Genomic DNA, 14695 nt, shown 5'->3' with positions numbered 1-14695 from the left:
TAGAAATTTAAATAATATCATATTGGGAAACTATGGTATAATAATGGCAGAATTTAATTTATTAAGCTGAAAGAAAAAGATAGGATTTAAATTTATTATTAGGGGAGATAAAATTATGTCAAAGGTTTTAAATGGGGAAAAAGTTTTATGTGCTATTAAATCTCATAAAGATATTAAAACTTCTACTATAATAGCAAACTTTTTTGCAAATTTAGTTACAATGGGACTTGCAGGTATGGTAACAAACAATTTTAATTTAATTCTTACTTCAGAAAATTTATATATAGAAGCTAAAGGATATGCTACTTGGGGTGGATTACCTGAAGAAAGATATACAGACAAAATTAATAGAAAAGATATAAAGTCTTTTGAAGTAAAAAGTGATGGAGCTGAGGAGTTTATTACAATAACGACAATAAAGAATAAAAAACTAACTTTTATTAGAAACAATGAAAATAATAATAATCTGGCTTTAGAGATGTCTAAGTTAATATCAGAGAATATAAAAAATTAAATAACTAATTAGAATACCGTATTATTCAAAGTGAATTTACGGTATTTTTTTATATATTCATAGTGAAAGTTTGTAATTTAGTTTAATATAATACGTTTTTAGTATTTTGCAGAATATAGTATAAATAGTTTGAATATTGTTAAAAAAAATTTACAATATGATAATAATTTGAATTATAGATTAAATAAAAAGTAAGTGTAATTAAAAGCCACTCGTTTTTAATTAATGATTTAAGAACATATTTTTATTTTACATTGAAAAACTTAAGTACTATATATTTAATTCATTAAATATATAATAGAGTAGATTTTGTTTAGAATAATTCTTAAAATGAGGTGATTTAAGTTGGAAACTAACATTATATTGCTAGTAATATTAGCTGCTTCAATATTAGGAAAGGCTAATTCTGTATCAATTGCAACTTGTGTAATTTTAATTATTAAGCTTTTAAATATGGATCAATATATTTTTCCGTCCATAGAAAAGCATGGAATGTTTTTAGGGCTAACACTACTTATTGCTGCTATTTTAATTCCAATTGCAGACGGAAAAGTTACGTTTACAAATATTAAAAATATATTTACTTCATGGATTGGAATAGCCGCATTTTTAGTCTCTATTTTTACTACTTATTTAAGTGGACTAGGCTTACAATATCTTACGATTCAAGGGCATGGTGATATAATGCCAGCGTTAATATTAGGTGCAGTAATAGCTGCTGCATTTTTAGGTGGAGTTCCAGTAGGACCTTTAATTACTTCTGGAATGCTTGCATTTGGTATTAAGTTATTTCATAAATAATAATTTTAACATGACATTCACTTATTTATTATCATAAGAATAAGTTAATAATAAATAATTTTATTGTTAGAGGTAATTTACTTATATGGGATATTATATTAGAGTAGAATCAGATGTAAAACTTTATGTAGAGGATCTTAATCCTCAGGGAAAAAAGACAATTGTATTTTTACACGGGTGGCCTGGAAGTCATAAACTATTTGAATATCAATTTAATCAATTACCTAAAATGGGATATCGATGCATTGGAATAGATCAGAGAGGATTTGGTAAATCAGATAAACCTTTTACAGGATATGATTATGATAGATTAGCAGATGATGTTAAATGTGTAGTTGATGTACTTAAACTAGAAAAATTTGTGCTATCAGGACATTCTACAGGAGGCGCAATAGCTATTCGATATATGTCTAGGCATAATGAATATGAAGTATCTAAACTTGCGCTTTTTGCAGCAGCGGCACCTAGTCTTATAAAACGTCCATATTTTCCATATGGTTTAGAAAAAGAAGTTGTAAATGAAATTATTAAAGAAACTTATAATGATCGTCCTAAAATGTTACAAGGATTTGGAGATATGTTTTTCTTCAAGTATATAACTAAGCCTTTTTCAGATTGGTTTTTTCAATTAGGATTAGAGGCAGCAGGATGGGCTACTGCATCAATTGCGAATACCTGGTTAGATGAAGAAAGTTTATTTTCTGATTTAAAAAAAATAAGCGTTCCAACTTTAATTCTTCATGGTATTCATGATAAAGTTTGTTTATTTGAATTAGCTGAATCACAAAGAAGAGGAATTAAAAATTCTAAGCTTGTAGCATTTGAAGAAAGTGGACATGGATTGTTCTATGATGAACGTGATAGATTTAATAAAGAGTTAACAAAATTCATTGAGGAATAAAGTTTTCTTTATAAATGTTCTAATATTAAAATGACACAATTTTTCTTATATATGAATATGATAGTATCTGAAAGGAGATGTTTAAAAATGAACTTAGAAGTGGAAGATTGTTACAGAGACTTTCAAGCATTCCGAGTGATGGAAGATAAATGTAAAAAGTACTTATATTATCATGTTACTTTAACAATGACAGATGGAAACACATTTGATGGGATCATTGAAAATGTAGATCCTAATAATGTTGATATGTTAGTTGGCGAAGATGTAATAGAAAGAGAAGACGAAAATAATGAGCAAAGGCAATACCATGGCTATAATCGTCCAAGAAGATTTAGACGCTTTAGACGACGATCATTCCCGATTGCTAATTTAGCAGCATTGTCATTACTACCTTATCCATACATTGTTCAACCACCATATCCATATTATCCATATTATCCTTATTAGTTATATTTATATATAAGCAATAGGAATAGTAATAAATTATAGTATTTAGTACATTATTAAATAAAATTAATTAGTAAAATAGAGTGTTAAAATTAATCAGAACCCTATATAGGGTTCTTTTATTTTGATAGTTTAATATTAAATGTTTTTAAGAAATGAATGCTTCACCATCACCAAGAATTACTAGTCTGTAATCAGGTTTAAGAGGTACTAAATTATATTTTATTGATTTAGGTTTTAAACGTATATATTGCAAACCAACTTGATTCTCATCAAATATAAGCAAGTAGACACCTTTTTCAGAGGAGATATTTTGAACAGTATAGAGGTTATCTGGAGAAAAATTGAAGTCACTTACTTTATAAACACCTTCTTTAAAGACATTAGTTGTAGACGCTGGTGTTATTGTTATTATATTAAATGATAAAAATATTAAAAAAAATAATAAAACAGTGAATTTTTTCATTATATACCCACCTTTCAATTTTATTCTACGTAATAAATATAATAATATACATATATTTATTACGTAGAATAAGCAATAATTAATAATAGTATTTTTGAAATTTATATACTTAAATTAACCTATATAAATTATTTAAGTATATAAGAGTTTCTATTGTTTATGTATAAGTAAAAGAATTATATAAAGTTAATTATCTATATACCTCAAAAAATTACCACAAATAAAAATTAAAAAAAAGTAAATGATAATGGGTAATGAATTATATAATTAACAAAAATAATTTACAATAGGAGGGAAAGAAATTGAAAAATAGATTAAAATATTTTTTAATGCTTGTTGTAAATTTACTTCTTATTATTTCTATATTTGGAGGACGTGTTAGTAATGCTTCAGTAGGATCTAAGATATTAACTATTAATGAACTCGATTCAAATGAAAAAAATAATAACTGTAGCGAAAAAGTAGTTTATTTAACTTTTGATGATGGTCCTAGTTGTAAAGTAACAGATAAAGTTCTAGATATACTAAAGGAAAATGAAGTAAAAGCAACTTTTTTTTTGATTGGAAGTCAAATCGAAGGCAATGAGGATGTAGTAAAAAGGATTTATAATGAAGGACATAGTATAGGTCTTCATACTTATACGCATAAGTTTAAAAAAATTTATTCTAGTGAAGATAGATTCATAAAAGAAATGGATGATTGTCGTAATGAGATAAGTAAAGTAATTGGAATTTCTCCAAATATAATTAGGTTTCCAGGAGGTAGTTATAAGCATTTAAATGAAAACTTTTTAGAAAAGTTGCATGATAATAATTTTAAAGTGTATGATTGGAATATGGATAATACAGATGGGTTAAATCCTAAATTATCTACATACAAATTATATAGAAGAGCCATAAAGGGAAGTGATGATTTACCTAATATAATATTACTTATGCATTGTACTGATATGCAAAAAAATACTTGCATAGCTTTGCCAGAAGTAATAAATTACTATAAATCACAAGGATATGAATTTAAAACTATTACCGAGGATACACCAGAAATGTATTTTAGAATAACTAAACGAACTTTTAATTTTTTTTAATATAAAAGTTATAATATAGATTTAATTAAAATACCGAATATTTATAAAAATACATTTTTATAAATATTCGGTATTTTTTGTAATATATATTTTTAAAAGACAAAATATATATTAAATTTAAACTAACTTAATATATATAAATTATAAACATATTAAAAAATATATAGTTTATAAAAAATAGGAGGAAATGTTTTTATGGGAGGAATGATGTATTTAGGACAAGTTTTTTTATTGATTCCGTTGATTTTAAGTGGATTAGGAATTTATGCACTTATTTTATTAATTAAAGCATTAAAAATTTATATTAATAAGAATTCGTAGATTATAAAAATAGCATTAATTATAAATATTAATGTTATTTTTATATTTATATAACCTAATATATTTGTGCAAAATTTAAATAGGATAAATTTAATGATATTTTTAAGTATTTAAAATGATTTTTGCATATTTATGCTATACTTAACTTATAAATATAATTTATGTTAGGAGTGCTTGGGTTTTATGAAATATCCAATAGATGTGAAAAAATTTCAAGATACTATCTACAATATTGCGGGTATTACTTCAGTTGAAAGTGGAGTTTGTGATTTGCAAGATGTAGATTCTGAATTATTATTAACTGTAGATTATGCACATTTACCAATTACAACTCTTTTGAGAACAAATGGTGGAAAGGAAAATGAACTTCTTGCTCAATTTAGATTTACAATTGAACGATCAAAAGAAGGGTTAGAAGCATTAGAATTTATATCGTGGTTTATTAGAGATTGTTCAAGAGATAAAGTAAAAATACAATTAACACCATTTGCTTTACCTCCACAAATACCTAATGGAAAACAACTTGGAAATACATTAAGATTTCATATTGATTTATTTGTAGATAATGTTTATGATTCTTTAGAGCCAGTTTTAGAGGAAATAAGGGAACTTAATAAAACATTAACTATGTTAATAAAATTATATAATATTAAAGTTAAACAATAAATTTAGATAAGGAATGAAACAATGGGAAAAAAGATAAAGATGAGATATCCTATATATCTTAAAGAATTTAAGTGCATAGGGGGAGAATGTGAGGATACATGCTGTGTTGGTTGGGATGTAGATATTGATAAAATCACATTCAAACAATATTATAAAGTTCAAGATAAAGAAATGAAAAAGCTATTCCAAAAAAATGCTTATAATAATGAGTATTATTATAGTCAGGATGTAGACTATGGAAAAATGAAATTAAAGAAGGGAAAGGTATGTCCTTTTCTAGATGAAAATAAGTATTGTATAATTTATTCTAAGTTAGGAGAAGAGTATCTTTCAAATGTTTGTACATCTTTTCCTAGAATAACAAACAAAATTAATGGATGTTATGAAATGTCTCTTGATGTAGCTTGTCCAGAAGCTGCTAGGATTCTTTTATTAAGGGAAGAGGGAATTGGATTTAAAGAAAGCGAAGAAACTTTAGGTAAACATATTTTATCAAGTTGTATTGATACTAATTCTAAAGAATTTAGAGATTCATCAGTAAGATATTTAAAAGAAATTAGGGATTTAAGTATTAAGATAATAAAAAGCAGAGAGTTTGATTTAAGTGAGCGACTTTTTATATTAGGTGATTTTTTAGAAAAATTAGAAGAAAAACTTAGTTGTAATTATAAAGAAGTAATTAAATTTATTAATGGATATAAAATCAGTTTAATTAACAATTCGTATAAAAAAGATGAAAAAAATTATGTCTTTGAAGTATCTTTTTTCAAGAAAATGGTTGATGATTTAAACGTATTTAAAGAGGTTGATAGTAATTCTTTTAAAGAATATACTAAAGAGATTATAGAGGGATTTAATATTAGTGAAGAAAATACTATAAGTACATATTCAGAAAGATATAAAAAGGGTTTTAATCTTTATTATAAAGAGTTTATAGAGAATAATAGTTATATTTTTGAGAATTATTTAGTTAATTTTATCTACAAAAATCTATTTCCTTTTTCAGAAACAGAATCAGTATTTGATGGGTATATTATGCTTTTAATTAGATATTCATTTATTAGATTTTATTTAATAGGAATATTTTTATTTAATAAGGAGGCTTATTCTCCAGAACGTGTTGTTAGATTTATACAAGTTTTTTCTAAGACAATAGAACATCATAAAACATATTTGGTTGATGTATTGGAATACATAAAAGAAAATAATTTAGATAATATGAAATTTAGCAAGAAGATTTTATAATAATAGTGTTGTATTTAAATTTTAAATAAAGACTAAATTAGTAGTAATTAAAGTGAACCCTATATGATAGATAGTTTAAATGTCTATCATATAGGGTTCATTTTATTATATTTTACTTTTTAGAAAGCCACCTGCTAACTAGATTGTCATAACTTTTAGAATAGGTTTTAAAATAAAGTTGATATTCTAGGGTAAAGTAAATTGGAATTGGAATTGGAATTTATTCCGAAATATAGTAGTTAGATTACCAATACAGTTAATGTACTTTCTAATTTTGTAGCTAAAATTTAGAAATAGATTGAATATGCCTCGTATCTTCAATCTATTAATTTTCCCCAATATAATATTTAAATATTCCAATAAACCATTATGATTAAAAGTTATTTTTTAATTTAATTGACAATTTATTTATAAATAGTATAGAATATAACAATGTATCTGGTAAAAATATGTATATAAAACAAAAAATATAGTTATAATTGTCAAACAAAAAAACACAAGTTAATATATGGGGGGATTTTAATGCAAGAAAATAAAAATATAAACCAGGATTACAATCAATATTATGAAAATAATATATGTAAAAACTGTGGACAGGCATATATAGATACATCTGAAAGTAAACAGTCTGTTTTATGTACTAAATGTAGAGAACAACAAATACGATATCCAATTCCAAAAATATTTATAGGAATTGCAATAATACTTCTACTACTAGTCGGAAGTTCACTTTTTAAATTTCCAAAAATATTTAAATCATATAAAGTTTATGCAACAGCAAAGGAAAATGTAAAGAAAGGCTATGTAACTGATACATTATTTGGATTAGAAGATTTACTAAAACAATATCCAGATAATAAATCAATAGCAGTAACTATATCAGATATTGCAATGGAAAGTGGTAGATACGATTATGCTGGTTACATAATAAATAATTATTTAGCAAATAAGGAAAGTGATAAATCTACTTGTGACAAGATAAATGGTTACACAAAGTATATTGAATTATATTATAATACCTGCGATAGTTATGGAGAGATAATTAATAATTTAGATAAAAATATGAATAGCTATGAAGCAACAGAGTATGTTAAAAATAAATTAAAATCATTATTAAATTCACCAAACCAAGATAAAGCTTTAATAAATTATTATTTAAGTGGAGTTTCATCTAATACTACAGAAGCAAAAGAATATATAAAAAAGTCTATTGAACAAGATGACAAATTCTTAGAAGCATATATTAAATTAGCAAATATTTTACGTCATGAAAAAGATTTTGAGGGTGCAAAAGATATTTATAATAAAGTACTGTATAAAGAAAAAGATTGTGTTGGTGCAATTCGTGGATTAGCAATAGTAGAGATGTTAGAAGGAAATAAAAAAGAAGCTGTACATCTTGCTAAAAGTGCATATGATATCAATAAAGATGAACTTTATGTTACAGAAACACTAATAATAGCCCTTACAGAAAATGGACAAGTTGAAGAGGCAAATAAATTTAAAGAAGAATATATTTCTAGTGGAAATGAACTTGATACTGATACACTAGAGTATTTAAATGGAAAAATAACTTTAAATGATTATTATGTAGGGGAATAGGGGGAATATAAAATGATGATAATACCTGGCTTTTTAATTTCAGTTTTAACTTTTCCAGGAGTAATTGTACATGAAATTTCACATCAACTATTTTGTAGACTAATGAGGGTACCTGTTTACAAGGTTAAATATTTTCAATTAGATAATCCATGTGGTTATGTATTACATGAACCTAGTGACAAACCTTTGAAAGTATTTTTAATTTCAATAGGACCTTTTTTGGTAAATAGCATTTTAGGGGGAATAATTACTTTACCAGTATCAATTGAATTGTTTGAATTTAATCATTGCACAAGTTTTGTTGATTTATTTCTTGGATGGATTGGAATTTCTATTTTAATGCATGCATTTCCAAGCACAGGTGATGCTAAAGTTATGATAAATTCAATTTTAAAAAACTCTGAAGTCTCTGTTATAATAAAAATTTTAATTTTACCTATAATTGGGATTATATATATTGGTTCTTGGGGATCAGTAGTATGGCTTGATTTATTTTATGCTATTGCTATTGCAACGCTATTACCAAAGATATTAGTTCATATATTTTAAATAAAGTTATTAAAATGATAAATGTAATATATGATATTAAGAAAGTTTAAAAAGTATAAGAAATATACATATAAATATACGGTTTTTGTTATTAATAATCCAAATATAAAAATTAATAATATTATTAAAAATATGATATAATAACAATATATTTATGAAAAATATGTCATAATAGGATAAAACCATATTGATTATGTGGGGGATTTGTATGAATAAACATATTAAAAAAGTTATACTATTTTCATTAGCATTAGTTGTAGTAGGAAGCTTAAACTTTACTAAAGTTAAAGCAGAATCTATAACAAATAATATTATTAATAGTGAGAATATAAAATTAAAGAATCCAATAAAAGATTGTAAAAATTATATTATTTATTATGGATATAATTTTGATGAAAAAACTATAGAAAAGTTAAAAACTTATGATTTAGTAGTAATAAATCCATTAGAAGAAGGAGCAAATGACGCATGTAAAAAATTACAAATGTCTGGTGTAAAGGTGTATGCTTATACAAGTTCGATTGAAATTCCATCAGCTGATAAAGAATTAATAAATTCAATTAATTATAATGAAAAATTAAAAGTAAATAATAATATACTTACTCATTGGGAGAAAAATGAACTTGGAGATTTAAAACAAAAATCATATAGAACTAAGATAATTAATAAAGTTATTGAACGCATTTACAATAAAGGCTATGATGGAGTATTTGTAGATACATTAGATGATTTAGAAAATATGGATTATATATTAGAAGAAAATAATGTTAAAGTATTTGATGTAGAAACCTATATGAAAGAAATGGAACAAGCAGGTGCTGATTTCATAAAAGAATTAAAGAATGCAAATCCTAAGTTAAGCATTATCCAAAATAGAGGTTTTCAATTGTTAGATAAAGGAACTAATAAATTTGTTGATGCAGTATTATATGAAGATATTTGTAAAAGTGCTGATGAAACTTTTTATATTAATACAAAAGCTATTCTTGATAGATATACTTTAAACAATAATGGTATTGTTATGGCGCTACCTAATCAAAATAAGTATTATGAAGAAAGTAAGAAAATAGCAAAAGATAATAAATGGTTATATTATCAAACAAATAATTATGAAGATACATTAATAATTGATGGTTTAAATTATAAATAATTATATAAAACAATAAATGCCTAAGGACTTTCTCTAGGCATTTATTGTTTTGTATTATAATCTAGAAATTTATTGTAAAATTATAGTAGAGATAAAAGAAGTTTAATTATATATATAAAATAAGGAGGAAAAAGTCTTGAAGAAAAACAGTGATTTAATTTTAGGAATAATATTAGTTATATATATAGTGCTTATAAATAAATTAAGTTCTACTAAAATAGCTTTTAGCATTCCGATTGCATTTGTTGGAGTAGCATTTATAGTATTTCATTTTATAAAAGAACAATTAAAACAAATTAAAGTTTATAAAAAAATAGTTAAAGTTTTTAAAGTAATGCTATGTATTGGGTTAATAGGTTTTATTGGAATTGAAGCAATTATAATAACATACCCAAAATATAAAAAGGAAAATTCAGATTATATTTTGGTATTAGGTGCTGGATTAACTAATGGAAAAACTCCAAATCTAATACTTCAAGGAAGATTAGATGCAGCTTTAAAGTGTATTAACGAATATGGTAATACTGGATATATAGTTGTTTCAGGGGGAAAGGGAGATGATGAACATATATCGGAAGCTATGGCTATGAGTACTTATTTAATTGAGAAAGGCATTCCTAAAGATAAAATAATAATTGAAGATCAATCTAGAAATACTAATGAGAATTTTAAATATTCTAAAGAAAAAATTGAAGAACATAGTGGTAAATCATTAGATCAGGTTAGTGTTAAAATAGTAACAACAGATTTTCACGCTTTTAGAAGTGGTATTTTAGCAAAGAAAAATGGATATGAGAATTTTGAAAATTACTCAAGCAATACAGTGTGGCAATTCATTCCAGTCATGTATACAAGGGAAGCATTTGGAGTTGTTAAAAGTATATTATTTGATTAATATCAGAGATAAAAAGAAAGATGCAAGAGGAGGCTTTAAAGAAGGAATTGTAATTAAAACTGTTAAGCAAGGTAAATGGTTTAAGGAAAAAGAATGTATAGCACAAAATATATTAGATAAAACTAGAAAAATAGCATATAAATTATAAAAAATAATTAACTTATAATATTAGAATGAACCTATTTAATATGAAGTGAATAATATAATGTAGATAGTATTACTAACGAATTTAAAACAATAATACAAAAGTATAAAGATTTATTATTAAGCAGGTGTTTAAAATGCTTATTGAATTTAATCAAATTATGTTTAATTTAACACAGGGATACTATAGATATATTGGTTCGGGTTCTGGCAGGAAAGTATTTGATTTAGGAAATGGATATGTAATTAAAGTAGCAAAAAATAGAGCGGGAATTGCACAAAATAAGTCAGAATATAAAATTTCATTAAATAATCATTCTAACTTATTTGCAAAAGTTATAGGTGTATCAAATAATTTTGTTTTATTAATAATGGAAAGAGCATATATGGTTCCGAGTATTTTATATGTATGGAAATATTTTGATATTACAAGTAAAAAGGAGCTAATTAAGTCAAAAGAATTACAGAATATTATGAAAAAATATAATTTGTTATTAGCTGATTTGGGCAGAAAGAGTAGTTGGGGTATTATTAATGGAAGACCTGTAATTGTAGATTATGGTTTTACAAGAGAGGTTAAGGAAAGATATTATTCTTTTGAAATATAAGACAGGATATAATTATAAATTATATCCTTCTATACTACATAACAATATGGATAATATTAAATTAAAAGATATAATTTTAAAAAGGACTATATAAAAATATTTTCGATATTCTTATATAGTCCTTATATAATATTATTGCATCATTTTTACTAATTTCTTATTTAAAGCTAATAATATTAATCCTATAACTATTGAAATTACAGCTATTCCAGCAAATATTTCTAAGTGTCCTAAAGTTTCAGTGTATGCAGCAACAATTCCTGCTACTTCATTAGCAACAAACTGACTACATAACCATACACCCATTAAGAATGAAGCAAGTTTAGCTGGTGCTAATGAACTTACCATAGAAAGTCCTACAGGTGATAAACAAAGTTCTCCCATAGTATGAAGATAATAAGCGCCTACTAACCATAACATGTTAGCTTTTACAGCAGTATCAGCTACATTTCCGCCTCTTTGCATAACGGCACATACCATTAATAAGAAACCAATACCTAACATAATCATACCTAGAGCCATTTTTGTAGGAATACTTAAGTCTCCTTTTTCTCTACATGCTAATTTAATCCATAATTTTGATACAGGTATTCCGAATAATACTATAAATAGTGGATTTAATGATTGGAACCATGAAACAGGAACTTCCCATCCAGCAACACTTCTATTTACATATTCTTTAGTATAAACAGTAAGTGAACTTCCAGCTTGTTCAAAGCCTGTCCAGAAAACTATAACAAAAGCAGCTAATATACATATAACAATTGTTCTGTTTTTCTCTTGTTTAGTTAAAGGTTTATTTTTAACATTTTTATTTTCACTATTTTTATTTACACCTACTGTTGTTTTACCAATATCTCCAAGATATTTATCTGATAATGAGTTGAATAGTATTTGTCCTAAAACCATACCAATACCAGCTGCTAAGAAACCATATCTAAATCCATAATGCATGATTTCACCAGCTTGCTTTGTTGCCATTAGATTTTCAGCTAAAGTACCACATACAAGAGGAGCTAAGAATGATCCAACATTTATTCCCATATAGAAAATAGTAAAAGCGGCATCCTTTCTTTTATCACCTTCAGGATATAAGTGTCCAACTAGTGTTGAAATGTTTGGCTTAAAGAAACCATTACCAATTATAAGTAAAGCTAGTCCTATATATAAAGTTGTCATACTTTGATTTGAAAATAACGTAAATTGACCTAGGGCTATTATTATTCCACCAATAGTAATAGCTTTTCTTTGACCTATATATCTATCAGAAATGTATCCTCCAGCTATTGGAGTAAGATATACAAGTGCTGTAAATGAACCATACATATGTAATGCTGATGCTTTATCAACACCAAGACCACCTTTTATAAATTCTGTAGTTAAATATAGTACCAGTAAAGCTCTCATACCATAGTAACTAAATCTTTCCCACATTTCAGTAAAAAATAATAGATATAATCCTGGTGGGTGTTTTAGTTTGAATGTTTTGTTTTCTGAAACTTCATTCATCATCCCATCGCTTGTCTGTTTAAGTTCCATAATTAACCTCTTCTTTCATTTGTTTTTTTGTAACATTATAATTTTACCAATTAATTAGAGATTCGACAAGTCTAAAATTGAATTTTTATGAAATTATAAATTGCATTTTTATGAAAATATAAATAATTTTTTTAGGTTTTTATCATGAGGAATTATACATATATAAAATTTAATCAAGTAAAAAATAGATAATCAGATAAAAAAACACATATTTATTTTATAATTATTCATTTTATACCGATAAGCAATATGCAAGAATGAAATGTTTTTCTTGCATATTTTGTTTGGGTTTAAATTTTATATAGATTTTAAAGTATAATTTTTTTGGAAGATGATCTAATAGAGAAAGAGAGGGATTTGTTAATATTACAAGAGTTACATGATTATTATTATTAAATTATAATTTTGCAAATTATGCTATATATTTTGAATAAATAACGTTATATTACTTCAATATAATAAAAAATGTTTAGAAAAATTATTAATTAATTAAAGAGGGGAGTATATTACATTATTTATTTATAAAAAATTTCTATTTTATATTAAATTAAAAATAGAAAATAACTCTATATGTAGATGGTTATGGAATAAAATACTATGTTTGCAAATAATCTATATAAGAAACATTCTATAATATAAGTATTTTATAGATGAAAAATACACTGATTTTACAAATATTTATAAGTTAAATAATTTATTTAAGGTTAGAATCTTATTTTAGGAGGTAAGATGTATTATGGGTTTTTTGTATGAAACAACAAACTTTACTGGGTGGGGAATTTGGCTTTTTGTTTTATTTGCTTTAATGGCATTTAATGAATTTGGACGTTCTACTAAATGGGGCGGAATTATACTTTTTTTAATTATTCCTATAATGTTAACTATTTTCGTTTGGCCAATCACTGCAGCATCAGGAAATGAATATGGTACAGGCAATTGGTTTAATTGGGTAAAAACTTATTCTGCAATTGCTGGGTGTCTTGGCTTTATGGTTCTTAGATATAATCCATCACTTACTAAAAAAAAGTGGCTATTATATTTTCCACCTTTTATTTTAGCACTTAATATATTTGAAGCATCTATTCGTGATTTTCAATGTTTCACATATGGTGCATGGAATGGAGAATATATAAATAATCTTTGGGTAATGTCAGGGCCTTGGAATATTATGAATGGTGTAGCTGGACTACTTAACATTATTACTATCTGTGGATGGTGTGGTATTTTTATTTCTAAAGACAAAACAAAAGATATGATATGGCCAGATATGATATGGCCTTGGATTATAGCCTATGATTTATGGAATTTTGCTTATACATACAATTGTATAGCAGATCATTCATTTTACTGTGGATTAGCATTATTATTTTCATGTACTATACCTGCTTTCTTTATCAAAAAGGGGGCATGGTTACAACATCGTGCACAAACCCTTGCTTTATGGATTATGTTTGTTATGACAGTACCTTCATTCGCAGATAGAATAGCACCTGTGCCTACTACTCATAATTCAAAAGTATTTTTTATTGTAAGTTTTTTATCATTAAGTGCGAATATTATATTAGCAGTTTATCAGTTTAATAAGATTCGTAAAAATAAACTTAATCCATTAAAAGATGAAATATTTGTAGAAACAACAGCTTATAAGAAAGTCATTAAAGAAAATAAGTAATTTATAAAATTAACAAATAAGCCAATGATATTAAAAGTATTATTGGCTTATATTATATCTATTATATGTATAGAAGATACTAAAGAT

Annotated in this window: 17 protein-coding genes; 15 read left to right on the top strand and 2 right to left on the bottom strand. The window is 25.1% G+C overall.

Annotation, left to right across the window (positions count from 1 at the left end; genetic code table 11):
- The first annotated feature begins 115 nt into the window (after positions 1-115).
- The 4 genes from ACYUET_RS05060 (at position 116) to ACYUET_RS05045 (ending at position 2663) form a co-directional block, all read left to right on the top strand.
- Positions 116-514, top strand: a complete 399-nt coding sequence (locus ACYUET_RS05060; protein WP_460278155.1) for a hypothetical protein — start codon at positions 116-118, stop codon at positions 512-514.
- A gap of 345 nt (positions 515-859) precedes the next feature.
- Positions 860-1315: a DUF441 domain-containing protein gene (locus tag ACYUET_RS05055; RefSeq protein WP_460278154.1), complete on the top strand. Its 456-nt coding sequence runs from the start codon at positions 860-862 to the stop codon at positions 1313-1315.
- 85 nt (positions 1316-1400) lie between these two features.
- Positions 1401-2216, top strand: coding sequence for an alpha/beta fold hydrolase (locus tag ACYUET_RS05050; protein WP_460278153.1), 816 nt, complete (start codon positions 1401-1403; stop codon positions 2214-2216).
- An 87-nt stretch (positions 2217-2303) separates the two neighbouring features.
- On the top strand, positions 2304-2663 hold the full coding sequence (locus tag ACYUET_RS05045) for a hypothetical protein (RefSeq protein ID WP_460278152.1): 360 nt from the start codon (positions 2304-2306) through the stop codon (positions 2661-2663).
- Between the two features lie 148 nt (positions 2664-2811).
- On the opposite strand, the gene ACYUET_RS05040 is transcribed toward ACYUET_RS05045, so the two are convergent.
- The gene (locus tag ACYUET_RS05040) at positions 2812-3129 is read right to left on the bottom strand and encodes a hypothetical protein (protein WP_460278151.1); all 318 of its coding nucleotides are present in this window, start codon (positions 3127-3129) and stop codon (positions 2812-2814) included.
- A 302-nt stretch (positions 3130-3431) separates the two neighbouring features.
- Here ACYUET_RS05040 and ACYUET_RS05035 point away from each other — a divergent pair, with 302 nt between their 5' ends.
- The 10 genes from ACYUET_RS05035 to ACYUET_RS04990 all read left to right on the top strand — a co-directional run bounded on the left by ACYUET_RS05035 (position 3432) and on the right by ACYUET_RS04990 (position 11397).
- Positions 3432-4217, top strand: coding sequence for a polysaccharide deacetylase family protein (locus ACYUET_RS05035; RefSeq protein ID WP_460278150.1), 786 nt, complete (start codon positions 3432-3434; stop codon positions 4215-4217).
- A gap of 195 nt (positions 4218-4412) precedes the next feature.
- Positions 4413-4538: a hypothetical protein gene (locus ACYUET_RS05030; RefSeq protein ID WP_460278243.1), complete on the top strand. Its 126-nt coding sequence runs from the start codon at positions 4413-4415 to the stop codon at positions 4536-4538.
- Between the two features lie 183 nt (positions 4539-4721).
- Positions 4722-5204, top strand: coding sequence for a hypothetical protein (locus ACYUET_RS05025; protein ID WP_460278149.1), 483 nt, complete (start codon positions 4722-4724; stop codon positions 5202-5204).
- Between the two features lie 21 nt (positions 5205-5225).
- Positions 5226-6449 carry a flagellin lysine-N-methylase gene (gene fliB / locus ACYUET_RS05020; RefSeq protein WP_460278148.1) on the top strand — a complete coding sequence of 408 codons (1224 nt, stop codon included), beginning with the start codon at positions 5226-5228 and terminating at the stop codon, positions 6447-6449.
- Between the two features lie 522 nt (positions 6450-6971).
- Positions 6972-8051, top strand: a complete 1080-nt coding sequence (locus tag ACYUET_RS05015) for a tetratricopeptide repeat protein (RefSeq protein WP_460278147.1) — start codon at positions 6972-6974, stop codon at positions 8049-8051.
- Positions 8052-8063: 12 nt separating this feature from the next.
- Complete coding sequence (locus tag ACYUET_RS05010) at positions 8064-8600, top strand: DUF3267 domain-containing protein (protein ID WP_460278146.1); 537 nt, start codon at positions 8064-8066, stop codon at positions 8598-8600.
- A 208-nt stretch (positions 8601-8808) separates the two neighbouring features.
- The gene (locus ACYUET_RS05005) at positions 8809-9750 is read left to right on the top strand and encodes an endo alpha-1,4 polygalactosaminidase (RefSeq protein ID WP_460278145.1); all 942 of its coding nucleotides are present in this window, start codon (positions 8809-8811) and stop codon (positions 9748-9750) included.
- Positions 9751-9886: 136 nt separating this feature from the next.
- Positions 9887-10645, top strand: coding sequence for a YdcF family protein (locus ACYUET_RS05000; protein WP_460278144.1), 759 nt, complete (start codon positions 9887-9889; stop codon positions 10643-10645).
- Positions 10620-10793: a hypothetical protein gene (locus ACYUET_RS04995; RefSeq protein WP_460278143.1), complete on the top strand. Its 174-nt coding sequence runs from the start codon at positions 10620-10622 to the stop codon at positions 10791-10793. Before ACYUET_RS05000 ends, ACYUET_RS04995 begins: the two co-directional genes overlap by 26 nt.
- 133 nt (positions 10794-10926) lie before the next feature.
- Positions 10927-11397, top strand: coding sequence for a hypothetical protein (locus tag ACYUET_RS04990; RefSeq protein ID WP_460278142.1), 471 nt, complete (start codon positions 10927-10929; stop codon positions 11395-11397).
- 132 nt (positions 11398-11529) lie between these two features.
- On the opposite strand, the gene ACYUET_RS04985 is transcribed toward ACYUET_RS04990, so the two are convergent.
- Positions 11530-12936 carry a peptide MFS transporter gene (locus ACYUET_RS04985; RefSeq protein WP_460278141.1) on the bottom strand — a complete coding sequence of 469 codons (1407 nt, stop codon included), beginning with the start codon at positions 12934-12936 and terminating at the stop codon, positions 11530-11532.
- A 736-nt stretch (positions 12937-13672) separates the two neighbouring features.
- Between ACYUET_RS04985 and ACYUET_RS04980 the strand changes: the two genes are divergently transcribed.
- On the top strand, positions 13673-14608 hold the full coding sequence (locus ACYUET_RS04980) for a DUF5692 family protein (RefSeq protein ID WP_460278140.1): 936 nt from the start codon (positions 13673-13675) through the stop codon (positions 14606-14608).
- Positions 14609-14695: the final 87 nt, after the last annotated feature.

The sequence above is a fragment of the Clostridium sp. CTA-5 genome (assembly GCF_054768135.1).
This window is presented reverse-complemented; position numbering and strand designations above follow the sequence as displayed.

Excerpts from the sequence above, each read along its gene's own strand:
- ACYUET_RS05030 (WP_460278243.1), top strand. The coding sequence starts at position 4,413 with ATGGGAGGAATGATGTATTTAGGACAAGTTTTTTTATTGATTCCGTTG.
- ACYUET_RS05015 (WP_460278147.1), top strand. The coding sequence starts at position 6,972 with ATGCAAGAAAATAAAAATATAAACCAGGATTACAATCAATATTATGAA.
- ACYUET_RS05010 (WP_460278146.1), top strand. The coding sequence starts at position 8,064 with ATGATGATAATACCTGGCTTTTTAATTTCAGTTTTAACTTTTCCAGGA.
- ACYUET_RS04990 (WP_460278142.1), top strand. The coding sequence starts at position 10,927 with ATGCTTATTGAATTTAATCAAATTATGTTTAATTTAACACAGGGATAC.
- ACYUET_RS05045 (WP_460278152.1), top strand. The coding sequence starts at position 2,304 with ATGAACTTAGAAGTGGAAGATTGTTACAGAGACTTTCAAGCATTCCGA.
- fliB (WP_460278148.1), top strand. The coding sequence starts at position 5,226 with ATGGGAAAAAAGATAAAGATGAGATATCCTATATATCTTAAAGAATTT.
- ACYUET_RS05005 (WP_460278145.1), top strand. The coding sequence starts at position 8,809 with ATGAATAAACATATTAAAAAAGTTATACTATTTTCATTAGCATTAGTT.
- ACYUET_RS05060 (WP_460278155.1), top strand. The coding sequence starts at position 116 with ATGTCAAAGGTTTTAAATGGGGAAAAAGTTTTATGTGCTATTAAATCT.
- ACYUET_RS05050 (WP_460278153.1), top strand. The coding sequence starts at position 1,401 with ATGGGATATTATATTAGAGTAGAATCAGATGTAAAACTTTATGTAGAG.
- ACYUET_RS05025 (WP_460278149.1), top strand. The coding sequence starts at position 4,722 with ATGAAATATCCAATAGATGTGAAAAAATTTCAAGATACTATCTACAAT.
- ACYUET_RS05040 (WP_460278151.1), bottom strand. The coding sequence starts at position 3,129 with ATGAAAAAATTCACTGTTTTATTATTTTTTTTAATATTTTTATCATTT.
- ACYUET_RS04985 (WP_460278141.1), bottom strand. The coding sequence starts at position 12,936 with ATGGAACTTAAACAGACAAGCGATGGGATGATGAATGAAGTTTCAGAA.
- ACYUET_RS04980 (WP_460278140.1), top strand. The coding sequence starts at position 13,673 with ATGGGTTTTTTGTATGAAACAACAAACTTTACTGGGTGGGGAATTTGG.